Origin of the sequence: Pseudomonas chlororaphis subsp. piscium (genome assembly GCF_003850345.1) — a bacterium.
GTDB lineage: Bacteria > Pseudomonadota > Gammaproteobacteria > Pseudomonadales > Pseudomonadaceae > Aquipseudomonas > Aquipseudomonas piscium.
In genome coordinates, this window is sequence record NZ_CP027707.1 from 2166560 (window position 1) to 2192271 (window position 25712).

Genomic DNA, 25712 nt, shown 5'->3' on the forward strand with positions numbered 1-25712 from the left:
TCCGCGCTATTCACGCCTGCTGCGCAGCCGATCGCAGGCTGCGCCAGCGGCAACAGATCAGCGTCCGCCTTTCTTGTCGGGCAGCGGGGCGAAGAGGGCTTCGATGTCTTCGCTCTGCAGCTTCCAGTCCCCAGCCTTGCGCCCATCCAGCACTCCCGCCGCCAGGTCGGACTTCTCCTGCTGCAGGTGCTGGATTTTTTCTTCCACCGTGCCGCGGGCAATCAGCTTGTAGACGAATACTGGCTTCTCCTGGCCGATCCGATAGGCGCGGTCGGTGGCCTGGTTTTCCGTGGCCGGGTTCCACCAGGGGTCGTAGTGGATCACGGTGTCGGCTTCGGTCAGGTTGAGGCCGACACCGCCGGCTTTCAGGCTGATCAGGAAGATCTGTAGTTTGCCGCTCTGGAAGTCCCTGACCGGCGTGCGGCGGTCGCGGGTCTGCCCGGTCAGCAGGGCATAGGCGACGTTGCGCCGCTTCAGCTCGGCCTCGATCAGGCTCAGCATCGAGGTGAATTGCGAGAACAGCAAGATGCGCCGGCCCTCGTCGAACAACTCCTCGAGCATTTCCATCAGGCTGTCGAGCTTGCCGGAGGAGCTGCCTCGCGTCGGCACCGCGTCTTCGTTGACCAGGCGCAGGTCGCAACATACCTGGCGCAGTTTCAGCAGCGCTTCAAGAATGATGATCTGGCTGCGGGCCACGCCTTTGCGGGTGATTTCGTCGCGGACTTTCTTGTCCATGGCCAGGCGCATGGTTTCGTACACATCGCGCTGGGCTTCATTGAGCTCCACCCAGTGGATGATCTCGGTCTTGGGCGGCAGCTCGGTGGCCACCTGTTCCTTGGTGCGACGCAACAGGAAGGGCTTGATCCGCCCGTTGAGGTGCTGCAGGCGCACTTCGCTGGCGTGCTTTTCGATCGGTACGCGGTAGTCGCGATTGAAGCTCTTCACGTCCCCCAGCCAGCCGGGCAGCAGGAAATGGAACAGTGACCACAGCTCGCCCAGGTGATTCTCCAGCGGCGTGCCGCTCAGGCACAGGCGCTGCCGGGCATTGAGCTCGCGCGCGGCCTGGGCTGCCTTGCTCGACGGGTTCTTGATGTATTGCGCCTCATCCAGCACCAGGACATGCAGGGGCAGGGCGGCGAGCTGCTCGACATCCTTGGGCAGCAGCGCGTAGGTGGTCAGGATCAGGTCGTAGTCGGTCAGCCGGGCGAAGTGCTTCTTGCGACCGGCGCCATACAGGGCCAGGACCTTGAGTTGCGGCGTGAAGTGCGCCGCCTCGTCGAGCCAGTTGGGGATCAGGCTGGTGGGCATCACCACCATGCACGGCCGGTCCAGGCGCCCGGCGTTCTTTTCGCTGAGCACGTGGGCCAGGGTTTGCAGGGTTTTGCCCAGGCCCATGTCGTCGGCCAGGATGCCGCCGACTTCCAGCTGGCGCAGGGACTGCATCCAGCTCAGGCCTTCGAGCTGATAGGGGCGCAAGGTGGCGTTCAGGCCGTCCGGCGCGGGGGCGGAGTAGTCCTTGATATCCCGCAGCCGTTGGGCGAAGGAGCGGATATGTTCGCCGCCCTCCCAGAGCAGGGGCAGGTCTTCCAGCGGATTGAGGCGGGTCGCGTCGGCGCTGCTCAGGCGCAGCGTGGTTTCGCCGGGTTCCTGCAGATAGAACTCACCGAGGGTGGCCAATACCGGTTTCAGTCGGCCGTAGGGCAGCGCCACCTGCAGGGGGCCGTTGGGCGAGTTGGGGCGCCCGGGAATGTTCACCAGGATCAACTCGTCGTCCCGGCGTCTGGCCAGGCGTTCCGGATTGAGGATCTCGGTGTGGGAGCGCATCAGGTTGAGCAGGATCGGCAGCAGGCTCAGGCGCTCGCCGTTGACGATGATGCCCAGTTCCAGGTCGAACCAGTCACGCCCCGGGGCTTCGTCCACCGTGGCGTACCAGTCGTCCACGGCGGTCAGGTCGAAGCCGAAGTCGTCGTCGATCTGCAGCTCCCAACCCTGGCTGCGCAGCTTGGGCAATTCGTTGAGGGTGAAGGTCAGCCAGGCGCTGTCGTTGACCATTTCATACAGCTCGCCGGCGCTTTCCGGCAGGGCCTTGCTCTGCCGGGTGGCGATCTTGAAACCCAGCGCCCGCAGTTGTTCGCGATAGCGTTGCTCGACTTCCGGCTGGCGCTTGATGCGCAGGGTCTGGTGTTCCTGGCGAATCACCACGTCGGCGTTTTTCTGCCCGCTGACGTATTCCTCCAGGTAGCTGAACGACAGCGCAGCACGGTGCTGGATATAGCGCTGCATCTTGCCGTTGCGCGGTTCGAAGGCGCTGAACTCGATGCTGGCCAGCCACAGCCGGGGTACCGGCTGCACGTTGTCCACGATCTGTTGCGGCAGCGGGGCGGGGCTGCGGTTTTCCAGCACGGCCTGGAGTTTTTCCAGCAGCTCGGCATCTTTCGCCGCCGCCGGGTAGGCCAGGGTTTCCTCGATTTTCAGCAGCACCGCGGCAATGTGTTTGCAGTTGCTGCGCACCGGGCAGGTACAGGAGGCGTCGACCATCAGCAAGGTGTTCTTGGCCGACTCGCGCAGGCTGATGGTCTGTCGATAGACGTTGCCCCCCGAGCCTTCGCAGCTGGCGGTGATGACGCTGTCGCCGGCCTGGACGATCCTGACGCGGTTCTCCAGGGCGTAGCGGCGGCCACGCTCCAGGGCTTGTTCCTTGAATCGGCTGACCCAGGAAGGTGCCAGGGGTTTGGTCAGGGTCGGGGGCATAGGGACTTCTGTCAGTCCACGATTTCAGGAGGCGCCTCGCGCGGCGCAGGGGCCGACAGCGAGGTGATCTTGATCAGCAGGGCCAGGTGACCGTTGTCGAGGTAGTTGAGCTGGCCGTTCTTGGTGTGGCTTTCCTGCTTCAGGCGTTCGCTGGCGGTCACCAGGCCGTTACCGTCGATCTGGTTGACCCAGAACTGCGCATCCACATCGGTGAAGCGCCCGAGCTTGAGGGTCAGGGTGCCCTCGATCGGGAACTGGCCGAACTGTTCCCGGCCCTCGCTGACCGCGATTTTCACCGGGTTTTCGTCCAGCACCTGCTGCCAGGCCTTGTGCATCAGCACGCTGTAGTCGCCGCTGGCGGTGAGTTTCTCGACCACGCCGCCCAGTGCCGGGGTGCGCTGGCTGTCGGCACCCAGGCGTTGGGCGCCGGCGGCCCAGTCTTCGGGGGCGGCGCGGCTGACGATGGTGGGAACCGCATTCTGCCGCACCAGAATCATTTCGACCTGATACATGTCGGCAAACGCCGAGGGAGCGACCAGGGTCAGGAGCAAGGTCAGTGAACGAAACAGGCGCATGGGGCGTCCTTCAAGCAGTTTTCGGGGTGAGGCGCTCGAACAGCGCCTCCAATGTGTTGAAGCGTTCTTCCGGACGTTCCATCGGCACCATGAATTTGAACAGCGTGGCGCCTTCAAATTTGTAGCGATTGGGTTGGCCCTGGATGAGTTTGATCAGCGCCAGCGGGTCCACCGGGGTATCGGCGGCGAACTCGAGACGGCCGCCTTGCGGGCCGCCGTCGACCTTCTTGATGCCCAGTTGCTCGGCCTGCAGTTTCAGCAGGGTCAGGCGTACCAGGTTCTTGGTCGGTTCCGGCAGCAGGCCGAAGCGGTCGATCATCTCCACTTGCAGGTCTTTCAGGCCGTCCTCGTCGGTGGCCGAGGCGATGCGCTTGTAGAGGATCAGCCGCGCATGCACATCCGGCAGGTAGTCTTCGGGGATCAGCGCCGGCAGGCGCAGGTTGATTTCCGGACCGCCGCCCAGGGGCTGGTCGAGGTTCGGCTGCTCGCCCTTGCGGATGGCTTTCACCGCGCGTTCGAGCATCTCCATATAAAGGGTGAAGCCCACCGCCTGGATCTGACCGCTTTGGCCGTCGCCCAGCAGTTCGCCGGCGCCGCGGATTTCCAGGTCGTTGGTGGCGAGCACGAAGCCGGCGCCGAGGTCCTGGGTATTGGCGATCGCCTCCAGGCGCTTTTCCGCGTCCGGGGTGATTTGCTGGCGCGGTGGCGTCAGCAGGTAGGCGTAGGCCTGGTGGTGACTGCGACCGACCCGGCCGCGCAACTGGTGCAACTGGGCCAGGCCGAACTTGTCGGCGCGCTCGATGATGATGGTGTTGGCGCTCGGCACGTCGATGCCGGTCTCGATGATGGTCGAGGCGATCAGCACGTTGAAGCGCTTGTGGTAGAAGTCGCTCATCACCTGTTCGAGTTCGCGTTCGCGCATCTGCCCGTGGCCGATGCCGATGCGCGCTTCCGGCACCAGTTCGGCGAGGTCGGCGGCGCATTTCTCGATGGTCTTCACATCGTTGTGCAGGTAGTAGACCTGGCCGCCGCGCAGCAGCTCGCGGAGCAGGGCCTCTTTGACCGTGCTCTTGTTCTGCTCCATGACGAAGGTGCGCACCGACAGGCGTCGGGCCGGCGGCGTGGCGATGATCGACAGGTCGCGCATGCCCGACACTGCCATGTTCAGCGTGCGCGGAATCGGCGTGGCGGTCAGGGTCAGGATGTCGACCTCGCTGCGCAGGGCCTTGAGCTGCTCTTTCTGGCGCACGCCGAAGCGGTGTTCTTCGTCGATGATCACCAGCCCGAGGTTCTTGATCTTCACATCGTCCTGCAACAGCTTGTGGGTGCCGATGACGATGTCGATCTTGCCTTCGGCCAGGTCGGCCACCGCGGCATTCACTTCCTTGGCGGACTTGAAGCGGCTCATCACTTCCACGCTCACCGGCCAGTCGGCGAAGCGGTCGCGGAAGCTGTTGTAGTGCTGCTGGGCGAGCAGGGTGGTGGGCACCAGGATCGCCACTTGCCTGCCGCCGTGCACGGCAATGAAGGCGGCGCGCATCGCCACTTCGGTCTTGCCGAAGCCGACGTCGCCGCAGACCAGGCGATCCATCGGCTTGGCCGCGAGCATGTCCTCACGCACCGCTTCGATGGTGGTTTGCTGGTCGGGGGTTTCTTCGAACGGGAAGCCGGCGCTGAAGGTGGCGTAATCGGCTTTCGGGTCGGCGAAGGCATAACCTTCGCGGGCCGCGCGGCGAGCGTAGATGTCCAGCAGCTCGGCAGCGACATCGCGCACCTGTTCGGCGGCCTTGCGCTTGGCTTTCTGCCAGGTTTCCGAACCCAGGCGGTGCAACGGCGCCAGGGCGTCGTCGCTACCGGTGTAGCGGGCGATCAGGTGCAGGTTGGCCACCGGCACATAGAGCTTGGCGCCCTCGGCGTATTCCAGGGTGAGGAATTCGGCGGCCTGGTTGTCGATTTCCAGGATCGACAGGCCCAGGTAGCGGCCTACGCCGTGATCGATATGCACCACCGGCGCGCCTTCGCGCAGCTCGGTGAGGTTCTTGATCACCGCATCGTTGTTGGCGTCGGCGCGTTTTTCCCGGCGCCGACGCTGCATCACGCGTTGGCCGAACAGCGGGCTTTCGGCCACCAGCGCGAGGGCCGGATCGTCCAGCAGCAAGCCTTCGTCCAGCGGCGCGATGGTGATCGCCAGGCGGTCCTTGCCGGCGACGAAGTCCGGCCAGCTGTCGACGGTCTTCGGTCGCAGCTTCAGGCGTTCCAGCAACTCCAGCAGCACCTCGCGGCGCCCGGCGGATTCGGCGGTGAACAGCACGCGTCCGGAGAACTCGTCGAGGAAGTTCGCCAGGGCCGCCAGCGGCTGGTTGGCCTTGGCTTCGATGGCGAGGTTGGGCAGGGCCTGCGCCGGGAAGCGCTCGCGACCACCACCGGCCTCGATGTCCTGCTGGCTGGCGACCACCCGTGGCCAGCTTTTCAGGCGGGCGAAGCAGTCTTCCACCGGCAGGAACAATTCGGCGGGCGGCAATAAAGGACGGGACGGATCGACGCGGCGTTCTTCGTAACGGTTGCGCACGTCGTTCCAGAAGTTCTCGGCCGCCTGTTCGATGCCCGGCAGGGAGAACACCTGGGTGTCCTGGGGCAGGTAGTCGAACAGGGTCGAAGTGTCTTCGAAGAACAGCGGCAGGTAATACTCGATGCCGGCCGGGGTGATCCCGCTGCTCAGGTCCTGGAAGATCGGGCAGCGGCGGAAGTCGACGTCGAAGCGCTCGCGGAAACGGGCCTTGAACCGGGTGACGGCCTCTTTCTGCAGTGGGAATTCTTTCGCCGGCAGCAGGCGCACCGAATCGACCTTGTCGATGGAGCGCTGGTTTTCCGGATCGAAGGTGCGCAGGGTCTCGATTTCATCGTCGAACAGGTCGATGCGATAAGGCAGTTTGCTGCCCATCGGGAACAGGTCGATCAAGGCGCCGCGCACCGCGAACTCGCCGTGCTCGTAGACCGTGTCGACACAGCGATAACCGCTGGCTTCCAGGCGGGTACGCATCTGTTCGACATCCAGCTTCTGGCCGATGTCCAGCACCAGGCTGCTGCCCAGCAGGAACTTGGTCGGCGCCAGGCGGTGCAGTGCGGTGGTGATCGGCACCACCAGCACACCGTGCTCCAGCTCCGGCAGCCGGTACAGGCTGGCGATTCGCTGGGAGATGATGTCCTGGTGCGGCGAGAACAGGTCGTAGGGCAGGGTTTCCCAGTCCGGGAAGTGCAGCACGGGCAAATCCGGGGCGAAGAAACTCAGCTCCTGCTCCAGCCGTTCGGCACTTTGGCTGTCGGCGGTCAGCAGTAGGGTGAAGCGCTTGGCGGCGCTGGCAGCCTCGGCAATGGCCAGGCTGAGGGCGGCACCGGGCAGGTTGCCCCAGTGTTGTTTGCCGGCGGCGGCAGGGAGTTGCGGTAGACGCAGAACGGGCACGGAAGGTTGAGCTCCAGCGTTGCGACAAAGTCGGTAATTGTAGCGGTCCGGCGTACCGGCTGTCAGTTGCTGATGTGTCTATTACGCGGTTGTGGAAAATGTAGTGGTTATGACAAAAAAACACGTTTTTTGGTGGGAAATGTAGTGCCGAATCGGCGCGGTGTTACGGAGGGTTACAGACAACGCTGGGTTGCCGCGCAAAATGAGGCCTTTCTGAAACCCGCGTATTTACTGGGCTGGAGCGGGGCGTGATTTTTCCGGATGGCGTTTTGTTACGTTCTGCGCGACAGGCGCGCATTGCTACGCAGGGGACTCGGCGGCATAATGTAGCCCCTTTTTTCAGCCCCTACATGTGGAAGGTTCCCGTGACTCAGAAGCCCGACCAGTGTCTTGGTGAATGGATCGACCGTGAAGCGCTCGCAGAAGCGATGATTCCGCTTATCGGTCAGCTCTACCGCAATAACAATGTGGTGAGTTCGATCTATGGCCGCAGCCTGATCAACCAGTCTGTCATCGCGATTCTCAAAGCTCACCGCTTTGCTCGCCATCGTTCTTCCGACGATAGCGAACTCTCCGTCCACGAAACATTCCCACTGCTCAAGGCTATGAGCGAGCTCAAGCTCGGCGCTGCCTCGGTGGACCTGGGCAAGTTGGCGTTCAAATTCCGCAACGAAGGCAATGGCCGCACCGCCGAGCAATTCGTTCGCGAAGAGCTGGCTGACGTGGTTGGCCAGCAGAACGCTTCGCCCCGCAAAGGCACCGACGTGGTCCTGTACGGCTTCGGTCGTATCGGCCGTCTGCTGGCGCGCATCCTGATCGAGAAAACCGGTGGTGGCGATGGCCTGCGCCTGCGTGCCATCGTGGTGCGCAAAGGCGCCGAAAACGACCTGACCAAGCGCGCCAGCCTGCTGCGTCGCGACTCGGTGCACGGTTCGTTCAACGGCACCATCACCATCGACGAAGCCAACAACACCATCACCGCCAACGGCAACCTGATCCAGGTTATCTACGCGAAGAACCCGACCGAGGTGGACTACACCCAGTACGGCATCAAAGACGCGCTGCTGGTGGACAACACCGGTGTATGGCGTGACGCCGATGGCCTGGGTCAGCACCTGGCCTGCCCGGGTATCGACCGCGTCGTTCTGACCGCGCCTGGCAAAGGCAAGCTGAAGAACATCGTTCACGGTATCAACCACGCTGAAATCACCGCTGACGACAAGATCGTGTCCGCCGCTTCCTGCACCACCAACGCCATCGTGCCGGTGCTCAAGGCAGTGAACGACAAGTTCGGCATCGTCAACGGTCACGTCGAAACCGTTCACTCGTATACCAACGACCAGAACCTGATCGACAATTTCCACAAGGGCGATCGTCGTGGCCGTAGCGCCGCGCTGAACATGGTCATCACCGAGACCGGTGCTGCTACCGCTGCTGCCAAGGCCCTGCCTGAGCTGGCCGGCAAGCTGACCGGTAACGCGATCCGCGTTCCGACGCCAAACGTGTCGATGGCCATTCTCAACCTGAACCTTGAGAAAGCCGCTACCCGTGAAGAGATGAACGAGTACCTGCGCTACATGGCGCTGCACTCCGATCTGCACAAGCAAATCGACTTCGTCAATTCCCAGGAAGTGGTTTCCACCGACTTCGTCGGCTCGCGCCACGCCGGTGTGGTGGACGCTGAAGCGACCATCACCCAGGATAACCGCGTTGTGCTGTACGTCTGGTACGACAACGAATTCGGTTACAGCTGCCAGGTGGTTCGCGTGATGGAAGACATGGCTGGTGTGAACCCGCCTGCGTTCCCGCGCTAAGCCTTAGCCGCACATGAAAACGCCCCGACTTGTCGGGGCGTTTTTGTTTGTGGCGTTTGCTTGGGTGCGCTTGTATCTGCTTGGGTGTTATCGCGGGCAAGCCTCGCTCCTACAGAAGCATGAGGTTGCCCGCGATAGCGTCCTGTCAGGCGCCATCGGCTACCGCTGCTTGTGCACTGCGCAGTTCGTGGCGATTGCCGCGGAACAGCACCAGGGTTGCGATCAGGCCCAGCACCGCCGCGCCGCTGAGCCAGATGCCCGGCGCCGCCTTGTTGTCCAGCACATGGATCAGGTAGGTGCAGGCCGCCGGCGTGAAGCCGCCAAAGGTGGCGGTCGCCAGGCTGTAGGCCAGGGAGAAACCGGTGGTGCGTACTTCAACCGGCATGATCTCGGTGAGGGCCACCACCATGGCGCCGTTGTAAGAGCCATAGAGGAAGGACAGCCACAGCTCGACGATCAACAGGTGACTGAAGCTCGGGTTGGCCGCCAGCCAGGACAGTGCCGGGTAAGCCGTCAGGATCGCCAGGACGGTCGCCGCCAGCAGCAGCGGCTTGCGCCCGACCTTGTCCGAGACGGCGCCCATCACCGGCAGCCAGAAGAAGTTCGACAGGCCGATGCACACGGTGACCAGCAGAGCGTCCAGGTCCGACAGCTGTAGTTCGGCCTTGCCGAAGGTCGGGGTGTAGGCGGTGATCAGGTAGAAGGACACGGTGGTCATCACCACCAGCGCCATGCCGGCCAGGACGATGCCGAAGTTCTGGCCGATGGAGCGGATGATTTCCTGCAGGGTAGGGCGGTGTTTGCGTGCCTGGAACTCTGGGGTTTCTTCCAGCGAGCGACGGATCATGAAGATCGCCGGCACTATCATGCAGCCCACCAGGAACGGCACGCGCCAGCCCCAGTCGCCCATTTGCTCCGGGCTCAGCCAGTGGTTCAGGCCCACGCCCAGCAGGCCGGCGAAGACCACGGCGGCCTGTTGGCTTGCCGATTGCCAGCTGACGAAGAAGCCTTTGCGGCCCGGGGTGGAGATTTCCGCCAGGTAAACCGAGACGCCCCCTAGCTCCACCCCGGCAGAGAAGCCCTGCAACAAGCGGCCGAGCAGCACCAGCAACGGCGCGGCGACGCCGAGGGTGGCATAACCCGGGACGCAGGCGATCAGCACGGTGCCCGCTGCCATGAGCAGCAGGGTGATGATCAGGCCCCGGCGCCGACCATGGCGGTCGATATAGGCGCCGAGAAAGATCGCGCCCAGAGGGCGCATCAGGAAGCCGGCGCCGAAGGTCGCCAGCGACAGCATCAATGACGCGAAAGCACTGTCGGCAGGGAAGAAGGTCTTGGCGATGGCCGTGGCGTAGAAGCCGTAGACCATGAAGTCGAACATCTCCAGAAAGTTGCCGCTGACAACGCGAAAGATCGCCTTGCCTTTGCCCGTGGTCGTGGACATTTTATTCACTCACTTTGGCTATTTTGTTAGCGATCCCTGGTCGTTATCCGTCCTGGTTGCACGGTCTGGGACGGCTAAGCCGCGGGCCAGACAGTTTGTAACAATATGTGTATGGATCTGCCGAGGCAACAAAAACTCTTAGCTTGCTTGCTAAGTAGATGGAAGGCTTGGGATTTATTGCCAGTCAACTCGCCGAATAAACCCGCAGGAGCGAGCTCGCGATGGGCAGGGTTAGACCTGCATCAAATCCGCGGTGGCTGCCGCATAATGGCCCGCCCTGGTCGGACGAAGCCGAGGGGGAAATCGATTGTCGGGAGGCGAAGCTTTGCTGGGTGGATCTTGGGTTCGAGGGTGGCTTCCTGTTGTCTTGGTCATGGCCCTGGCTGGATGTGATCGGGGCGATTCGCTGGAAAGTTTCGGCGGCCCGACCATGGGCAGCACCTACTCGATCAAGTACGTGAGGCGGGCAGGCCAGGCCGCGCCGAGCGAGGTGCAGACCCAGGTCGAGCAGATACTCGCGGAGGTCGACCGGCAGATGTCGACCTATCGCAGCGACTCGGACATCGAACGTTTCAACGATCTGCCGGCCAATAGCTGCCAGGCGATGCCGGTGGCGGTCTTGCGCTTGATCGAGGTGGGCCAGCAATTGTCGCGGGACAGCCAGGGCTCCTTCGATCTGACGGTCGAGCCCTTGCTCAATCTCTGGGGCTTCGGCCCGCAGGGGCGCGGGGAGATGGTGCCGAGCGATGAGGCACTGGCGCAGGCGCGGCAACGAGTCGGCTATACCCATCTGCGCATCGAGGGCGACCGGCTGTGCAAGGACGCCGCGGTCGAGGTGGACTTCAACAGCATCGCCGCCGGTTATGCGGTGGACCGGATTGCCGCCAGGCTCGCGGAAATGGGCATTGACAGTTACCTGGCCGAAGCCACGGGCGAGCTCAAGGCAGTCGGCAGGAAACCCGACGGTTCGGCCTGGCGCATAGCCCTGGAGGAGCCGCGGGACGATCGACAGGTGGCCGAGCGGGTCATAGCTGTCGACGGTTATGGGGTTTCGACTTCCGGCGACTACCGCAATTATTTCCAGCGCGACGGGCAGCGTTATTCCCACACCTTCGACGCCCGTACCGGCAGGCCTGTCGAGCATGGGCTGGCCTCGGTCACGGTGATTCATCCCGCGGCCGTGATGGCCGATGGTCTGTCGACCCTGTTGTTGATCCTTGGCCCCGAGCGCGGTTGGGACTACGCAGAAAAACACGATATCGCCGCATTTTTTGTGATTCGCGCCGATACAGGCTTCGTCACACGCAGCAATCGCGCGTTTGATCGCCTGTTTGCCGGACAAAAGCAGTAATCTTGCGCGGTGCCGCGGCGCGATGTCGCAGGCAAAAGTAGCCGGCGACGCGACCAAGGGTTAATGTGCGCGGCGTTGACGCTTCTATAGACTGTGCCCGGGTTCGTAACCGAGCCAAATTGATCCTTCATGCCGCTGGCCGCGACATGATTTAGCCGCAGGCGCCACATCGGGTGCCGCGGCCTGTTCTGAGGAGTACGCATGGCTGTCTACAACTACGACGTAGTGGTGCTGGGTTCAGGCCCCGCTGGAGAAGGTGCGGCGATGAACGCCGCGAAAGCAGGACGCAAGGTAGCGATGGTCGATAGCCGTCGCCAGGTCGGCGGTAACTGCACCCACCTGGGCACCATCCCGTCCAAGGCCTTGCGTCACTCGGTCCGGCAGATCATGCAGTTCAACACCAACCCGATGTTCCGGGCCATCGGCGAGCCGCGCTGGTTCTCATTCCCCGACGTACTGAAAAGCGCCGAGAAGGTCATCTCCAAGCAGGTGGCCTCGCGCACCGGCTACTACGCGCGTAACCGGGTCGACGTGTTCTTCGGCACCGGCAGCTTCGCCGACGAGCAGACCATCGAAGTGGTCTGCGCCAACGGTGTGGTCGAGAAACTGGTGGCCAAGCACATCATCATCGCCACCGGCTCGCGTCCGTATCGCCCGGCCGATATCGATTTCCACCACCCGCGCATCTACGATAGCGACACCATCCTCAGCCTCGGCCACACCCCGCGCAAACTCATCGTTTACGGCGCTGGCGTGATCGGCTGTGAATACGCCTCGATCTTCAGTGGCCTGGGGGTACTGGTCGAGCTGGTGGACAACCGCGGCCAGTTGCTGAGCTTCCTGGATTCCGAGATCTCCCAGGCGCTGAGCTACCACTTCAGCAACAACAACATCACCGTGCGCCACAACGAGGAATACGACCGCGTCGAAGGCCTCGACAATGGCGTGATCCTGCACCTCAAGTCGGGCAAGAAGATCAAGGCCGACGCCTTGCTCTGGTGCAATGGCCGGACCGGCAACACCGATCGGCTGGGCATGGAAAACATCGGGGTCAAGGTCAACAGCCGTGGCCAGATCGAGGTGGACGAGAACTACCGCACCTGCGTGCCGAACATCTACGGCGCCGGTGACGTGATCGGCTGGCCGAGCCTGGCCAGTGCCGCCCATGACCAGGGTCGTTCGGCCGCCGGCAGCATCGTCGACAACGGCAGCTGGCGCTTCGTCAACGATGTACCGACCGGGATCTACACCATTCCGGAGATCAGCTCGATCGGCAAGAACGAGCAGGAGCTGACCCAGGCCAAGGTGCCGTACGAAGTGGGCAAGGCCTTCTTCAAGAGCATGGCCCGCGCGCAGATCGCCGGTGAGCCGCAAGGCATGCTGAAGATCCTGTTCCACCGCGAAACCCTGGAAGTCCTGGGCGTGCACTGCTTCGGCTACCAGGCTTCGGAAATCGTGCACATCGGTCAGGCGATCATGAACCAGCCGGGCGAACTCAATACCCTGAAGTACTTCGTCAACACCACGTTCAACTACCCGACCATGGCCGAAGCCTATCGGGTAGCCGCTTACGACGGCCTCAACCGGCTTTTTTGAGCGACTCCGGCCGGTGGCCTGAGCCGGCCGGGGAGACCGATTTCAGTAACTCTCGAGCGTGGCGCTGGCCAAACCGGGAAAGTCTGTAATCAGGCTGTCTACGCCGAAGTCGGCGAGCCTGCGCATCAGCGCGGGCTCGTTGACTGTCCACACCGACACATGCAAGCCCTGACGCTGCGCCCGCTGCAGCCGCTCCGGGGTGCAGAGTGTCCAGTTCAATGCCAGCATCTCGCAGCCGTAGCTTTGCGCGACCTTCAACGGGTCGAGCCAGGCGTATTCGGCAACCAGCCCGCGCGACAGGTCCGGGGTCAGCTCGACTGCTGCCTTGAGCACTTCCCGTGAGCTGGAGGTGACGGTGACCTTGTCCAGCAGGCCGAAGCGCTGCGCCATTTCGCGAATCGCCAACACCGTAGTGGCGGCACGGGTGCGCGAGGCACTCTTGACCTCCAGCTGCCAGTGCTCGAAGTCGCACTTTTCGAACAGTTCTTCCAGGCGCGGGATCGGGCAGGGCTTGACCCAGCCCGGGCCACCCTTGCGGGCGTCGTAGGTCACCAGTTCCTCGGCGCTGTGTTCGACCACCTTGCCGCGGCGGTCGGTGGTGCGCTTGAGGGTCGGGTCGTGGATCACCATCAGCTCGCCGTCCATGGACAGGTGCAGGTCCAGTTCGCAACGGCGCACGCCATGCTTGAGGCACTGCTGGAAGCTGGTCAGGGTGTTTTCCGGTGCTTCGCCTTTAGCGCCGCGGTGGCCATAAATCAGGGTCACGATTGCTCCTTACATGGAAATTTTCCATTAGATGGTCAGTGCTGCGCGATGGTGCCACAGGTCAGTCGGCTGCGGGGTCGTTCTGCTCTCGGGCCTGGCGACGTTCCTGGGCCTGCTTCTGCAGGATATAGCGAGCCAGCAGCTGGCGTTGGGCATCGGTCAATGCTTCGAACTCGGTGCCGATTTCGAAGGTGCCGAAACTGCGGGTTTCACAGTGGGTGACCTTGGCCCGCAGCAACAGGCCCAAGGCCTGGGGCATCAGCAGCAGCTTGACGGCCAGGTGGGTGCCGGCAGGGTAGGACAGATGATGTTCGAACTCGATGCCGCCCTCGGAGAGAATCACCCGCTGCGGCTCGCCGAACTTGCCGAGCACGGTCTGCGCCACTACCTGGCTGAGCAGGTCGATGCGCTTGTTCATGGTCTTGAGGTAGTTGGCCAGGGTCCGGTCGCGCTCGCTGACCTGGCGCAGCAGGTGCTGCGATTCGAATTCGCTCAGATGCAGCTCGCTGAGCAGGTTGAACAGCGGCGACGCATCCTGCAACACTTCCTTGCTCGCCGCTTCGTGGGCGGACAAGGGGCTAATTTCCAGTGCGATCGTGTCCTCGATACGGTAGTATTCGCGGCGATCTTCTTCATCTAATGTCGACATGGCGAACCCATGGTAGCGGCGGTGGTCTGAGTGTAAAGCTGCTTACCTGGACCCGCCACAAGGACGTCTTCTTTTCCTCCGAACAAGCCCCGACATGTTCAGACCTCTCTTCGTATTCATTGGCACGCGTTATACCCGTGCAAAGCGCCGCAATCATTTCGTGTCATTCATTTCCCTGACCTCGATGATCGGCCTCGCCCTTGGCGTGGTCGTGATGATCGTCGTGTTGTCGGTGATGAATGGCTTTGATCATGAGATGCGCACCCGCGTGCTGGGCATGGTGCCCCACGCGACCATCGAGTCCGGTGAGCCGATCAGCGACTGGCAAGGCCTGGCCGACAAGGTCAAGCAGAACCCCAAGGTGCTGGCGGTTGCGCCGTTCACCCAGATGCAGGGGTTGCTGACCAATAACGGTCAGGTGCAGAAAGTCCTGCTCAACGCCATCGATCCGGCCAAGGAACGCCAGGTTTCGATCATCGATAACTTCATGAAGCAGGGCAAGCTGGACGACCTGGCGCCCGGCAGCTTCGGCATCGTGATCGGCGACAAGGCGGCGACCAAGCTGGGGGTTGGCCTGGGCGACAAGCTGACCTTCGTCGCGCCCGAGGTCACGGTGACCCCGGCCGGGATGTTCCCGCGCATGAAGCGTTTTACCGTGGTCGGCATCTTCCATGTCGGCGCCGGCGAGCTGGACGGCTATCTGGGCCTGACCAACCTCGACGACCTGGGCCGCCTGCACCGCTGGAAGCCGGATCAGGTCCAGGGCCTGCGCCTGAAGTTCGACGACCTGTTCCAGGCGCCACGCACTGCCTGGGAAATTGCCGAGCAGTTGGGCGAGAACCAGTACTACGCCCGTGACTGGACCCGTACCCACGGCAACCTGTACCAGGCCATCCGCATGGAAAAAGCCATGATCGGCCTGCTGTTGCTGCTGATCGTCGCCGTGGCCGCCTTCAACATCATCTCCACCCTGGTGATGGTGGTGAACGACAAGAAGGGCGATATCGCGATCCTGCGCACCCTGGGCGCGACGCCGGCTACCATCATGGCGACCTTCATGGTCCAGGGCACGGTGATCGGTGTGATCGGTACCTTGATCGGCGCCGTGGTCGGGATGTTCGCGGCGTTGAACGTCAGCGCGGCGATTTCGGCCCTCGAAGGCCTGATCGGGCACAAATTCCTCAATGCCGACGTGTACTTCATCGACTACCTGCCATCGCAACTGATGGCCGAAGACGTGTTGATGGTCTGCGGCGCGGCACTGGTCCTGAGTTTCCTCGCCACCCTGTATCCAGCCTGGCGTGCCGCGCGCACCCAGCCTGCGGAGGCGCTACGTTATGAGTGAGTTGGGCATGAGTGAAAAAGCAATTCTGAGCTGCCGCGACCTGGGCAAGTCCTACGAGGAAGGTCCGGAATCGGTGGTGGTGTTGTCCGGCCTGCAATTGGAGTTGCACCCGGGCGAGCGCGTGGCGATCGTCGGCACCTCCGGTTCGGGCAAAAGTACCTTGCTCAACCTGCTGGGCGGTCTCGACACGCCAACCAAGGGTAGCGTCTGGCTCGACGGTGAAGAGCTTTCGGCATTGAGCGAGAAGGGCCGCGGCCTGTTGCGCAACCGCTCCCTCGGTTTCGTCTACCAGTTCCACCACTTGCTGCCGGAATTCACCGCCCTGGAAAACGTCTGCATGCCGCTGCTGATTGGCAAGACCGCGATCCCGGAAGCCCGTCAGCGGGCCACGGCCTTGCTGGAGCGGGTAGGTCTGGCCCATCGTTTGGAGCACAAACCAGCCGAGCTGTCCGGTGGCGAACGCCAGCGTGTGGCCATCGCTCGCGCCCTGGTCAACAAGCCGGGGCTGGTGATGCTCGACGAGCCGACCGGCAACCTCGACTCCCACACCGCCCAAGGCATTCAGGACTTGATGCTGGAACTCAGCACCTCGATGCGTACCGCGTTCCTGGTGGTGACCCACGACATGAACCTGGCTCGCCAGATGGATCGCGTCCTGCACCTGCAGGAAGGTTTCCTGACGCCCATCTGACTGGCTGCAACCCGGTGCCTGAAGCAGGCATCGGGTCTTTAATTTCCATACGGTGCCCCAGCGAATGTTCAGACCGTTATCGATCTTTATCGGCACGCGCTATACCCGCGCCAAGCGCCGCAATCGCTTTGTTTCCTTCATCTCCATGACCTCGATGATCGGCCTCGCCCTGGGCGTGCTGGCGATGATCGTGGTGTTGTCGGTGATGAACGGTTTCCAGCGCGAAATGAGTTCGCGCATCCTCGGCATGGTGCCCCACGCCACCATCGTCGGCGTCAAGCCGATCGACGACTGGCAGCCGGTGGCCGCCGCGGCGATGAAAAATCCCGAGGTGACGGCCGCGGTGCCGTTCACCGAGATGGAAGGCATGCTTTCCTACAAGGGCTCGATGCAGCCGATCCAGATCAGCGGCATCGACCCGGCCCAGGAAGGCAAGGTCTCCATCGTTGCCCAGCACATCGTGCAGGGCCGTCTGGATGCCTTGAAACCGGGCGAGTTCGGGGTGGTGATCGGGGAGATCACGGCACGGCGCTTCCGCCTGAATGTCGGCGACAAGCTGACCCTGATCGTGCCGGAAATCAGCTCCGCGCCGGGTGGCATCACTCCGCGCATGCAGCGTTTGAACGTGGTCGGGGTGTTCAAGGTCGGTGCCGAGCTTGACGGTTCCATGGGCTTGATCCATGTGGCCGACGCGGCCGAGATGCAGCATTGGCAGCCGAACCAGGTGCAGAGTGTGCGCCTGGCGGTCAAGGACCTGTACGCCGCGCCCAAGGTTTCCAGCGATATCGCGGCCGGCCTGGGGGCTGACTTCAAGGCCGATGACTGGACCCACACCCAGGGCAGCCTGTTCAGCGCGATGAAGATGGAAAAGACCATGATCGGCCTGTTGCTGCTGATGATCGTCGCCGTGGCGGCGTTCAACATCATCGCCACGCTGATCATGGTAGTGAACGACAAGGGCGCGGACATCGCGATCCTGCGCACCATCGGCGCCACGCCACGGCAGATCATGGCGATCTTCATGGTCCAGGGCACGGTGATTGGTATCGTCGGGACCTTGATCGGCGGTGTGCTGGGGGTGATCGCGGCGTTGAACGTCAGCGCGCTGGTGGGGTGGCTGGAGCGGGTCAGCGGCCAGCACATCTTCAGCTCCGACGTGTACTTCGTCAGCAACCTGCCTTCCGAGCTGCAGGGCGGCGACGTGGCCCTGATCTGTACCGCGGGTTTTGTCCTGAGCTTCCTGGCGACCCTGTATCCGGCCTGGCGCGCGGCCAAGGTCGAGCCGGCGACGGCGTTGCGTTACTCGTAAGACCCAAGACCGCCATCGCGAGCAAGCTCGCTCCTCCGGGGAGCTTGCTCGCCAGCCCTCCGCTAGTCCTGCCTCGGCAACTCAATCACAAAGCTCGTCCGGCCCTGCGCCGATTCGCAACTAATCTGCCCGCCATGGGCACGGATGATCGATTGGGTGATGGCCAGCCCCAAGCCCGCATGTTCACTGCTGCCTTCATGGCGCGCCGGGTCGGCGCGGTAGAAGCGGTCGAACAGCCGTGGCAAGCGTTCAGGCGGAATGCCTTCGCCGGTGTTTTCCACCCGCAGGTATGAACCCTTGGCGGTCTCGCCAAGCCGCACCCTCACTTCGCCGCCGGCCGGGGTGAAGCGCAGGGCATTGTCCAGCAGGTTGGAAAGGGCGCGGCGCAACATGCTGCGGTCACCCTGGATTTTCGCGCTGCCTTCGCGCCCCAGGGCGATGCCGGCGTCTTCGGCTAGCGGCGTATAGAACTCCAGCAGCATGTCGGTTTCGTCACCCAGCTCCAGGGCTTCACGTTTCGGCGTCAGCAGGCCGTGGTCGGCCTTGGCCAGGTAGAGCATGTCGTTGACCAGTTGGGCCATCCACTGCAGCTCTTCGAGGTTGCTGTGCAGGGCTTCGCGATAGTCTTCCAGCGCCCGTGGGCGGGTGAGGGTGACCTGGGTGTGGGTCAGCAGGTTCGACAGCGGGGTGCGCAGTTCATGGGCGATGTCCGCCGAGAACGCGGAGAGGCGCTGGAAGGAGTCGTCCAGGCGCCCGAGCATGGCATTGAAGGCGTGGGCCAGTTCCGCCAGTTCGCCGGGCATCTGCTGCTCCGGCAGACGCTGGGTCAGCGAGCTGGCGGAAACACCCGCGGCCACCTCGCTCATCCGCCGTAGCGGACGCAGGCCGCTGCGCGCGGCCCAGGCCCCGAGCAGCGCAGTGGCCAGGGCCGAAAGGCCGACGGTCAGCCAGATCAAATGCTGCATGCGTTGCAGGAAGTGTTGGTGATGAGTGATGTCTAGCATCAGGGTCAGCTCTGGCGAGCCGGCTTGGCCAGGCTCCAGGGCCGCGCTGTAGATGCGGTAGGCGGTACCCTTGTGTTGCAGGCTGTGCAGCCCGGTCGGCTGGGCCGGGGCGGCCGGTAGCGCCTTGGCACTGTCGAACCAGACGGTGCCGTCCGCGCCTGTGACCCGCAGCGTCAGGTCCGGTTGATGGCTGAGTTCATCCTGCAACTGCGTCTTGCGTTCGGCAAAACGCTGTGGGTCGTCGGCACCCTGCAGCGCGCTGCGCATGGCGATCAGCTTGCCTTCCAGCAGTTGCTGGTCGAGTTCGATGAAGTGCGCTTCGCTGGCACGGCTGAACAGTACCCCGGCGAGCAGCGAAACCACCGCGGTGCAGCCAGCGAACAACAGGGCCAGGCGGCCGCTCAGGGTCAAGCGGCGCATCAGGCCTGGCGCTCTTCGAGCACGTAGCCCATGCCGCGCACGGTGTGGATCAGTTTGTTCGGGTAATCGTCATCGATCTTCAGGCGCAAACGGCGGATCGCCACCTCGATGACGTTGGTGTCGCTGTCGAAGTTCATGTCCCAGACCTGCGAGGCGATCAGCGTCTTGGGCAGCACTTCGCCCTGGCGCCGCAGGAGCATTTCCAGCAGCGAGAACTCCTTGGCGGTGAGGTCGATGCGCTGGCCGCTGCGCTCGACTCGCCGGCGAATCAGGTCCAGGCGCAGGTCCGCCAGTTGCAGGGTGGTTTCCTGGGGCGTGGAGCTGCCGCGGCGCAGCAGGCTGCGGACCCGGGCCAGCAGTTCGGAGAAGGCGAAAGGCTTGACCAGGTAATCGTCGGCGCCCAGTTCCAGACCATGAACCCGGTCTTCCACCGCATCGCGCGCGGTGAGGAACAGCACCGGTATCTCCAGTCCGGCGCTGCGTACGGCTTGCAGGATCTGCCAGCCATCGCGGCCCGGCAGCATCACGTCGAGAATCAACAGGGAGTAGTCGCCGGTCAGCGCCAGGTGTTGGCCAGTGGTGCCATCGGCCACCAGCTCGGCATTGAAGCCGGCCTCGCTCAGGCCCTGGCGCAGGTATTGGCCGGTTTTCGGTTGGTCTTCGACGATCAGCAGTTTCATGGGCGGCTCATGGCAAATGGAACGCGGGCTTTATACCGTGGGTGGCGGCCGCACGGTACAAGCTGACAAAGTTGTAATCTAGCAGTCAGCTGGCTGGCAGCGGTGCGGCCTTAGAGTTTCACACAAGCTGAACCTCATCTTGTTGGAGTGCGATTATGTTTTTGCCTAAGGGTGTTTTACCTCGTTCATTGACGTTGGCCGCGTGCCTGCTGGCGTTGAATGTGCCGGCCTGGGCATCGCCGGCGCAGAGCTACGATTTCGGTCAGGCGGCTTCGGCCTCCAAGGCGACACGTACGGTGGAACTGGTCATGGGCGACATGTCGTTCAGTCCCAAGACCCTGGATATCAAGGCTGGCGAGACCGTGCGTTTCGTGTTGATCAACAAGGGGCAGATGCTGCACGAGTTCAACCTCGGAGATGCGGCCATGCATGCCAAGCACCAGCAGGAAATGCTGAAGATGCAGCAGAGCGGAATGCTCACGCCCACCGCGGTCAAAGACATGCCCACCGGGGCCATGGATCACGCCGCCATGGGACATGGCGCGATGCCTGGCATGAAGCACGACGACCCGAACAGCGTGCTGGTGGAGCCGGGCAAGACCGCCGAGCTGACCTGGACCTTCAGCAAGGCCGGCAGCCTGGAGTTCGCCTGCAATATCCCGGGGCACTATCAGGCGGGCATGGTCGGCAAGCTGACCGTCAGCCAGTAAGCGCCTGGGGCTCAAAGGCGGAGGCAAAGACTGATAGAATCGCCTGATTCTTCAGTCAGGTTTCCGCCATGCATCCCGCAGCCGAACATTCGCCGCTGGGCAAGTCCAGTGAATACGTCTCCACCTACACGCCGTCCTTGCTGTTCCCGATCCCGCGGGCGGCAAAATGGGCCGAGCTGGGCCTGAGCGCCGACACCCTGCCTTATAAAGGCGTGGACTTCTGGAACTGCTTCGAATTGTCCTGGTTGCTGCCCTCCGGCAAGCCGGTGGTGGCCATCGCCGAGTTCAGCATTCCGGCGGACTCACCGAACATCATCGAGTCGAAGTCGTTCAAGCTGTACCTCAACTCGCTGAACCAGACGCCTTTCGCGGACCGTCAGAGCCTGGAAGAAACCTTGCGTGCCGACCTCTCGGCGGCGGCCGGCAAGCCGGTGGGCGTGCGGATCCGCAGCCTGGGCGAAGTGGAGGCGGAGGGTGTGGTGGCCTTGCCGGGGACCTGCATCGATGAGCTGGATATCAGCGTCAGCAGCTATGAGCATCCACGTCCGGAGCTGCTGCAGTGCGACAGGTCGCGGATCGTCGAAGAGAGCGTGCACAGCCATCTGCTCAAATCCAATTGCCCGGTTACCAGCCAGCCGGACTGGGGCAGTGTGGTGGTGGAGTACCGTGGCCCGGCGCTGGATCACGCCAGCCTACTGGCCTACCTGGTGAGCTTCCGTCAGCACTCGGACTTCCACGAGCAATGCGTGGAGCGGATTTTCCTCGACCTGCAGCGTTTGCTGCAGCCGGAGAAGCTGACGGTGTATGCGCGTTATGTGCGTCGTGGCGGTCTGGACATCAACCCGTATCGCAGCACCGAAACCGCGAGTTTCGCCAACTTCCGACTGGTTCGCCAGTAATGAAAAGCCCCGCTCTGGTAGCGGGGCTTTTTTGTCTGTAAGGGGTTAAATCCCCATGTTGCCGAGGGTTTGCACGATGTTGCGCAAGGTTCCGGCAATGGCGGGGTGTTCAAGCTCGAAGCGTTCGACGGCGAGGTTGACCCCGTCGGCCAGGCTGGTGTCCTGGGTGGCGTTTTCCAGTTTGAGCTCGAGCTCGATCTGTTGCATCAATTCCTGCAGATTGGCGCGTTCTGCTTCCGAAAGCGGTGGGTTCTGCTCCAATTGCTCGCGCAGGGTATTGAGCTGTTCTTGCAGTTCGCGGGCAGGCATGGCGTTCTCCCTTCATTGATAGTCACAGCCATGGACCGCGCCGATTCGCTAAAGGTCCATGTCTGAACCTTAGCGTAATCCACTCACGGGCAATGTGCATGATCTTGATCAAGTCAGGGTTTTTCACCCTTCAGGCGACGCTGGCCGATGTCGGCCAGGCAGGTCGGCAGCTCGCCCAGATGGTCGATCACCGAGTGCACGCCAAGGCTGAATAGATGCAGGGTCGCCTTGCCACGCTTGAGCTCGCACTCCTGCTGGCTCAGTGCCTGCCATTGCGCCGGGCTCATGCCGCAGAGCGAGCCGCAGGACGCCAGGCCGATGGTCCACAGGCCGGCGTTGAGGCCCGATTGCAACAGGCGCGGTTCGCCGCTGACCAGCACGCAGCCGTCCAGCCGGCTGACATTCAGGGCCATCAGCGCTTGCCAGCAAGCGTCGGGAGCTGGCCAGCGGGAGCCTGTGTTGGGGGAGGGGGTGACCCAGTTGGGTAGGGAACTCGCCAGGCTCTGGCTGAGCGTGGCGGGCAACTCGTCGAGCCAGGCACAAGGTACGCCCTGATGTTGCAGGCTGTGCAGAATGTCCAGGGCACCGTGGGTGGCGTGCGCCTGTTCCAGGATCGGGTGATCGGCGCTGTGCAGGCGCATCCGCGCGCCGAAATCCACCAGGCAACCGCTGAGGCCAAAGAGCACAGCGGTCAAGGTGGGGGCGGATACAGGCAAGGCTTCGGCGTGAGGCATCGTGACGTCCCTGAAATACCTTGCAAGAGTATCGACGGCAGATGACCGTTGGGTGACATCCCTGTGAATAGGCCCTGCAAACGAGGGGCGAGAGGGGGAACCACTGTGCCAGTGCTGCATAAATGGATATATCCGACTTATACTAGCTCGCTTACCGCCAGGGCATAGCGCCCGCGACAGTATAATTCAAGGAGTTTTTGCTATGCGCTGGAGCAATCGTTTCGCTCAGCTTATGTGTGCCGGCATGCTGTTGGTGCCAGTTTTGGCCCATGCCGCGGAAGAGGATCCGTGGGAAAGCATCAACCGCCCGATCTTCACCTTCAACGACACCATCGACACCTATGCGTTGAAGCCTCTGGCACAAGGTTATCAGGCAGTAACGCCGCAATTTCTCGAAGACGGCATTCACAACTTCTTCCGTAACATCGGCGATGTCGGCAACCTGGCCAACGATATCCTGCAAGCCAAGCCCCATGCCGCTGCCGTCGACACTGCGCGGCTGCTGATGAACACCACCATCGGTGTGGCGGGTTTCTTCGATGTGAGCACCAAGATGGGCTTGCAACGTAACGATGAAGACTTCGGCCAGACCCTGGGTTACTGGGGCGTCGGCAGCGGTCCTTACGTGATGCTGCCGTTCTTCGGTCCGAGCACCCTGCGTGACGCACCGGCCAAGTATGTGGACAGCTTCACCGACGGTTACCGTTATGTGAACGACGTGCCGGTACGTAACAGCGTATTTGCCCTGGAGGTCGTCGACACCCGCGCCAGCCTTCTGTCGAGCGAGAAGCTGATCAGTGGCGACAAGTACACCTTCATTCGCAATGCCTACCTGCAGAACCGCGAATTCAAGGTCAAGGACGGCAAGGTCGAAGACGATTTTTAAGCCTTGACCCAGTCATGAAAAAGGCGGCCCCGAGGCCGCCTTTTTCATGGGTTTCAGAATCAGTTCATCTTCAGGATTGTAAGGCCAAGTTTCTGGCCGTTGCCTTCCAACTCGGTGACCCAGACCACTTCGGTGTCCGCTTCCAGTCCCCTGAGGGCGGCGTGCTCGGAATCGATACGCACGCTGAGCTGGTCGCCGACCTTGAATGAGCGTGGGGCCTGAACCTGCATGCCACTGCTGGAAAGGTCGATGCAGACGGCTGGAATCACCTGGCCCTGGTGGATCAAAGTGACCTCTGCATCCACCCGCATGCGGATGTAATCGCGCTTTTCACTGTAGTCACGATCGTTTGGGCTCATAGGCTCCATCCTGCGTTTAAGTTGCGGATTTGTCTGTTCTTATAACTCCCGGTGATTTGAGGTGTAAAGACGTCCAGCGACCATCGGCATGAGCTTGAAACGCCCCGCGGATGGGAGTACCGTCTGCGCCTTAGAAGGGCACCTCTGATTGGTCGAGCGTGCAGGGCTGCGGGCCCTGGCTCCATTTCCAGAGTGGCTAGAAAGCGAATCCAGTAGTGTGTGCCAAGGCATTGTGCCCAGCCACCTACGCCAACCTAATTCTGGCGCCGTTTGCCCACATGCCAAAAACCAGTGCCACGCTGCTGATAATCGATGACGACGAAGTAGTGCGCGCGAGCCTCGCGGCCTATTTGGAAGACAGTGGCTTCAGCGTCCTGCAGGCCAGTAACGGCCAGCAGGGACTTCAGGTGTTCGAGCAGGAAAAGCCCGACCTGGTGATCTGCGATCTGCGCATGCCGCAGATGGGCGGCCTCGAACTTATCCGTCAGGTAACCGACATCGAGCCGCAAATCCCGGTCATCGTGGTCTCCGGTGCCGGTGTGATGAACGACGCTGTCGAGGCCCTGCGCCTGGGCGCGGCGGACTACCTGATCAAACCGTTGGAAGACCTCGCTGTGCTGGAGCACTCGGTGCGCCGGGCCCTGGATCGTGCGCGGCTGCTGCTGGAAAACCAGCGCTACCGGGAGAAGCTGGAAGCCGCCAACCGCGAGCTCGAAGCCAGCCTGAGCCTGTTGCAGGAAGACCAGAACGCCGGGCGCCAGGTGCAGATGAACATGCTGCCGGTGAGCCCCTGGACTATCGATCAGTTCAAGTTCGCGCACCAGATCATCCCGTCGTTGTACCTGTCCGGCGATTTTGTCGACTACTTCCGTGTCGACGAGCGCCGCGTAGCCTTTTACCTGGCGGATGTTTCCGGACATGGCGCGTCATCGGCCTTTGTCACGGTACTGCTCAAGTTCATGACCACGCGCTTGCTGTTCGAGTCCAAGCGCAATGGCACTTTGCCGGAATTCAAACCCTCGGAAGTCCTTGGCCATATCAACCGTGGCCTGATCAGCTGTAAGCTGGGTAAACACGTGACAATGGTCGGTGGCGTCATCGACGAGGAGACGGGCTTGTTGACCTATAGCATTGGCGGACACCTGCCATTGCCTGTGTTGTACACGCCAGACAGTGTGCGTTACCTGGAAGGGCGCGGTCTGCCGGTGGGCTTGTTCAATGAAGCCACCTATGAAGACCACATTCTGGAACTGCCTCCAACCTTCAGTTTGACGCTGATGTCTGATGGCATTCTGGACCTTTTGCCGGAACCCACACTCAAAGAAAAAGAAGCCGCCTTACCTGAACGGGTGAGAACGGCAGGCGGCAGCCTGGATGGTCTGCGGCAGGTTTTTGGATTGGCCACGCTAGGGGAGATGCCGGATGATATCGCCCTGTTGGTGTTGAGCAGGAATCTTTAATGAGTACCGGTAGAATCCAATTCGCCGAGCAGGACGGCACCTTCGTCCTGAAGTTTGTCGGTGAAGTGCGCCTGACCCTGTGTTCGGCGCTGGATGCGACTATTGAGCGGATCTTCACGGCGCTGAACTTCTCGGCGATCGTGATCGACCTGACCGAAACCCGCAGCATCGACAGCACCACTCTGGGCCTGCTGGCCAAGCTGTCGATCCTGTCGCGGCAGAAGGTCGGCCTGTTGCCGACCGTCGTCACCACCCACGAAGACATCACCCGACTGCTGCAGTCCATGGGCTTCGATCAGGTGTTCAACATCGTTGACCGTCCGATCCCATGCCCGGAATGCCTGACCGACCTGCCATCCCAGGATCAGTCGGAAGAAGTGGTGCGGCTCAAGGTGCTGGAAGCGCACAAGATCCTCATGGGCTTGAACGACTCCAACCGCGAGGCTTTCCACGATCTGGTGAACGCCCTGGAGCGTCACTGATCCGATAAAAGCGTCAGCG

At 62.4% G+C, this 25712-nt stretch carries 22 protein-coding genes; 11 read left to right on the top strand and 11 right to left on the bottom strand.

Features of this window, described 5'->3' with window-relative positions; genetic code table 11:
• Positions 1–57: 57 nt before the first annotated feature.
• Genes C4K38_RS09900 through mfd form a run of 3 tightly spaced genes read right to left on the bottom strand, consistent with a single transcriptional unit; the run spans position 58 to position 6786 of the window.
• Complete coding sequence (locus tag C4K38_RS09900) at positions 58–2751, bottom strand: DEAD/DEAH box helicase (RefSeq protein WP_053278158.1); 2694 nt, start codon at positions 2749–2751, stop codon at positions 58–60.
• An 11-nt stretch (positions 2752–2762) separates the two neighbouring features.
• Entirely contained in the window at positions 2763–3326 is a 564-nt protein-coding gene (locus tag C4K38_RS09905; protein WP_053278159.1) for a CsiV family protein, read from the bottom strand.
• Between the two features lie 10 nt (positions 3327–3336).
• A complete protein-coding gene (mfd, locus tag C4K38_RS09910; RefSeq protein ID WP_053278160.1) occupies positions 3337–6786 on the bottom strand; it encodes a transcription-repair coupling factor in 3450 nt (1149 codons plus the stop codon).
• 350 nt (positions 6787–7136) lie between these two features.
• Between mfd and C4K38_RS09915 the strand changes: the two genes are divergently transcribed.
• On the top strand, positions 7137–8600 hold the full coding sequence (locus tag C4K38_RS09915) for a glyceraldehyde-3-phosphate dehydrogenase (RefSeq protein ID WP_007921292.1): 1464 nt from the start codon (positions 7137–7139) through the stop codon (positions 8598–8600).
• Between the two features lie 145 nt (positions 8601–8745).
• Here the strand turns inward: C4K38_RS09915 and tcuC are convergent, their stop codons facing one another.
• The gene (gene tcuC, locus C4K38_RS09920; RefSeq protein WP_053278161.1) at positions 8746–10044 is read right to left on the bottom strand and encodes an MFS transporter; all 1299 of its coding nucleotides are present in this window, start codon (positions 10042–10044) and stop codon (positions 8746–8748) included.
• A gap of 373 nt (positions 10045–10417) precedes the next feature.
• Between tcuC and C4K38_RS09925 the strand changes: the two genes are divergently transcribed.
• Both C4K38_RS09925 and sthA read left to right on the top strand, forming a co-directional pair.
• Positions 10418–11395: an FAD:protein FMN transferase gene (locus C4K38_RS09925; protein WP_053278345.1), complete on the top strand. Its 978-nt coding sequence runs from the start codon at positions 10418–10420 to the stop codon at positions 11393–11395.
• Positions 11396–11596: 201 nt separating this feature from the next.
• Entirely contained in the window at positions 11597–12991 is a 1395-nt protein-coding gene (gene sthA / locus C4K38_RS09930) for a Si-specific NAD(P)(+) transhydrogenase (RefSeq protein WP_007926939.1), read from the top strand.
• Positions 12992–13033: 42 nt separating this feature from the next.
• Here sthA and C4K38_RS09935 read toward each other — a convergent pair whose 3' ends face one another.
• Together C4K38_RS09935 and C4K38_RS09940 are read right to left on the bottom strand one after the other, a co-directional pair.
• Entirely contained in the window at positions 13034–13756 is a 723-nt protein-coding gene (locus tag C4K38_RS09935; protein ID WP_025804212.1) for a glycerophosphodiester phosphodiesterase, read from the bottom strand.
• Between the two features lie 61 nt (positions 13757–13817).
• Positions 13818–14405 (bottom strand): PilZ domain-containing protein, encoded by a 588-nt coding sequence (locus C4K38_RS09940; RefSeq protein WP_053278162.1) that lies wholly within the window; start codon positions 14403–14405, stop codon positions 13818–13820.
• Between the two features lie 94 nt (positions 14406–14499).
• Here C4K38_RS09940 and C4K38_RS09945 point away from each other — a divergent pair, with 94 nt between their 5' ends.
• The 3 genes from C4K38_RS09945 to C4K38_RS09955 all read left to right on the top strand — a co-directional run bounded on the left by C4K38_RS09945 (position 14500) and on the right by C4K38_RS09955 (position 17750).
• Positions 14500–15750 (top strand): lipoprotein-releasing ABC transporter permease subunit, encoded by a 1251-nt coding sequence (locus tag C4K38_RS09945; RefSeq protein WP_025804210.1) that lies wholly within the window; start codon positions 14500–14502, stop codon positions 15748–15750.
• A gap of 7 nt (positions 15751–15757) precedes the next feature.
• A complete protein-coding gene (gene lolD / locus C4K38_RS09950; protein ID WP_164485326.1) occupies positions 15758–16441 on the top strand; it encodes a lipoprotein-releasing ABC transporter ATP-binding protein LolD in 684 nt (227 codons plus the stop codon).
• Between the two features lie 64 nt (positions 16442–16505).
• A complete protein-coding gene (locus C4K38_RS09955) occupies positions 16506–17750 on the top strand; it encodes a lipoprotein-releasing ABC transporter permease subunit (RefSeq protein WP_053278163.1) in 1245 nt (414 codons plus the stop codon).
• A gap of 62 nt (positions 17751–17812) precedes the next feature.
• On the opposite strand, the gene C4K38_RS09960 is transcribed toward C4K38_RS09955, so the two are convergent.
• Both C4K38_RS09960 and C4K38_RS09965 read right to left on the bottom strand, forming a co-directional pair.
• Entirely contained in the window at positions 17813–19174 is a 1362-nt protein-coding gene (locus C4K38_RS09960; RefSeq protein ID WP_053278164.1) for a heavy metal sensor histidine kinase, read from the bottom strand.
• Positions 19174–19854 (bottom strand): heavy metal response regulator transcription factor, encoded by a 681-nt coding sequence (locus C4K38_RS09965; protein ID WP_025804207.1) that lies wholly within the window; start codon positions 19852–19854, stop codon positions 19174–19176. Before C4K38_RS09965 ends, C4K38_RS09960 begins: the two co-directional genes overlap by 1 nt.
• A 155-nt stretch (positions 19855–20009) precedes the next feature.
• Between C4K38_RS09965 and copI the strand changes: the two genes are divergently transcribed.
• Together copI and queF are read left to right on the top strand one after the other, a co-directional pair.
• On the top strand, positions 20010–20564 hold the full coding sequence (gene copI / locus C4K38_RS09970; RefSeq protein WP_053278165.1) for a copper-resistant cuproprotein CopI: 555 nt from the start codon (positions 20010–20012) through the stop codon (positions 20562–20564).
• Positions 20565–20632: 68 nt separating this feature from the next.
• Positions 20633–21463 carry an NADPH-dependent 7-cyano-7-deazaguanine reductase QueF gene (gene queF, locus C4K38_RS09975; protein WP_053278166.1) on the top strand — a complete coding sequence of 277 codons (831 nt, stop codon included), beginning with the start codon at positions 20633–20635 and terminating at the stop codon, positions 21461–21463.
• Between the two features lie 45 nt (positions 21464–21508).
• Here queF and C4K38_RS09980 read toward each other — a convergent pair whose 3' ends face one another.
• Both C4K38_RS09980 and pcrP read right to left on the bottom strand, forming a co-directional pair.
• On the bottom strand, positions 21509–21772 hold the full coding sequence (locus tag C4K38_RS09980) for a DUF4404 family protein (RefSeq protein ID WP_007926964.1): 264 nt from the start codon (positions 21770–21772) through the stop codon (positions 21509–21511).
• Between the two features lie 113 nt (positions 21773–21885).
• A complete protein-coding gene (gene pcrP, locus C4K38_RS09985) occupies positions 21886–22506 on the bottom strand; it encodes an HAD superfamily inactivated hydrolase PcrP (RefSeq protein ID WP_053278167.1) in 621 nt (206 codons plus the stop codon).
• A 202-nt stretch (positions 22507–22708) separates the two neighbouring features.
• On the opposite strand from pcrP, the gene C4K38_RS09990 reads away from it, so the two are divergent.
• Positions 22709–23392: an MlaA family lipoprotein gene (locus C4K38_RS09990; RefSeq protein ID WP_053278168.1), complete on the top strand. Its 684-nt coding sequence runs from the start codon at positions 22709–22711 to the stop codon at positions 23390–23392.
• Between the two features lie 59 nt (positions 23393–23451).
• On the opposite strand, the gene C4K38_RS09995 is transcribed toward C4K38_RS09990, so the two are convergent.
• Entirely contained in the window at positions 23452–23751 is a 300-nt protein-coding gene (locus C4K38_RS09995; protein ID WP_053278169.1) for a PilZ domain-containing protein, read from the bottom strand.
• Between the two features lie 278 nt (positions 23752–24029).
• On the opposite strand from C4K38_RS09995, the gene rssB reads away from it, so the two are divergent.
• Both rssB and rssC read left to right on the top strand, forming a co-directional pair.
• Complete coding sequence (rssB, locus tag C4K38_RS10000; protein WP_053278170.1) at positions 24030–25211, top strand: two-component system response regulator RssB; 1182 nt, start codon at positions 24030–24032, stop codon at positions 25209–25211.
• Positions 25211–25693: an anti-sigma factor antagonist RssC gene (gene rssC / locus C4K38_RS10005; RefSeq protein ID WP_025804200.1), complete on the top strand. Its 483-nt coding sequence runs from the start codon at positions 25211–25213 to the stop codon at positions 25691–25693. The genes rssB and rssC overlap by 1 nt, the downstream gene beginning before the upstream one ends.
• Positions 25694–25712 lie beyond the last annotated feature (19 nt).

Excerpts from the sequence above, each read along its gene's own strand:
- C4K38_RS09900 (WP_053278158.1), bottom strand. The coding sequence starts at position 2,751 with ATGCCCCCGACCCTGACCAAACCCCTGGCACCTTCCTGGGTCAGCCGA.
- C4K38_RS09905 (WP_053278159.1), bottom strand. The coding sequence starts at position 3,326 with ATGCGCCTGTTTCGTTCACTGACCTTGCTCCTGACCCTGGTCGCTCCC.
- C4K38_RS09915 (WP_007921292.1), top strand. The coding sequence starts at position 7,137 with ATGTGGAAGGTTCCCGTGACTCAGAAGCCCGACCAGTGTCTTGGTGAA.
- tcuC (WP_053278161.1), bottom strand. The coding sequence starts at position 10,044 with ATGTCCACGACCACGGGCAAAGGCAAGGCGATCTTTCGCGTTGTCAGC.
- C4K38_RS09925 (WP_053278345.1), top strand. The coding sequence starts at position 10,418 with ATGGCCCTGGCTGGATGTGATCGGGGCGATTCGCTGGAAAGTTTCGGC.
- sthA (WP_007926939.1), top strand. The coding sequence starts at position 11,597 with ATGGCTGTCTACAACTACGACGTAGTGGTGCTGGGTTCAGGCCCCGCT.
- C4K38_RS09940 (WP_053278162.1), bottom strand. The coding sequence starts at position 14,405 with ATGTCGACATTAGATGAAGAAGATCGCCGCGAATACTACCGTATCGAG.
- C4K38_RS09945 (WP_025804210.1), top strand. The coding sequence starts at position 14,500 with ATGTTCAGACCTCTCTTCGTATTCATTGGCACGCGTTATACCCGTGCA.
- lolD (WP_164485326.1), top strand. The coding sequence starts at position 15,758 with ATGAGTGAAAAAGCAATTCTGAGCTGCCGCGACCTGGGCAAGTCCTAC.
- C4K38_RS09955 (WP_053278163.1), top strand. The coding sequence starts at position 16,506 with ATGTTCAGACCGTTATCGATCTTTATCGGCACGCGCTATACCCGCGCC.
- C4K38_RS09960 (WP_053278164.1), bottom strand. The coding sequence starts at position 19,174 with ATGCGCCGCTTGACCCTGAGCGGCCGCCTGGCCCTGTTGTTCGCTGGC.
- C4K38_RS09965 (WP_025804207.1), bottom strand. The coding sequence starts at position 19,854 with ATGAAACTGCTGATCGTCGAAGACCAACCGAAAACCGGCCAATACCTG.
- copI (WP_053278165.1), top strand. The coding sequence starts at position 20,010 with ATGTTTTTGCCTAAGGGTGTTTTACCTCGTTCATTGACGTTGGCCGCG.
- queF (WP_053278166.1), top strand. The coding sequence starts at position 20,633 with ATGCATCCCGCAGCCGAACATTCGCCGCTGGGCAAGTCCAGTGAATAC.
- C4K38_RS09980 (WP_007926964.1), bottom strand. The coding sequence starts at position 21,772 with ATGCCTGCCCGCGAACTGCAAGAACAGCTCAATACCCTGCGCGAGCAA.
- pcrP (WP_053278167.1), bottom strand. The coding sequence starts at position 22,506 with ATGCCTCACGCCGAAGCCTTGCCTGTATCCGCCCCCACCTTGACCGCT.
- C4K38_RS09990 (WP_053278168.1), top strand. The coding sequence starts at position 22,709 with ATGCGCTGGAGCAATCGTTTCGCTCAGCTTATGTGTGCCGGCATGCTG.
- C4K38_RS09995 (WP_053278169.1), bottom strand. The coding sequence starts at position 23,751 with ATGAGCCCAAACGATCGTGACTACAGTGAAAAGCGCGATTACATCCGC.
- rssB (WP_053278170.1), top strand. The coding sequence starts at position 24,030 with ATGCCAAAAACCAGTGCCACGCTGCTGATAATCGATGACGACGAAGTA.
- rssC (WP_025804200.1), top strand. The coding sequence starts at position 25,211 with ATGAGTACCGGTAGAATCCAATTCGCCGAGCAGGACGGCACCTTCGTC.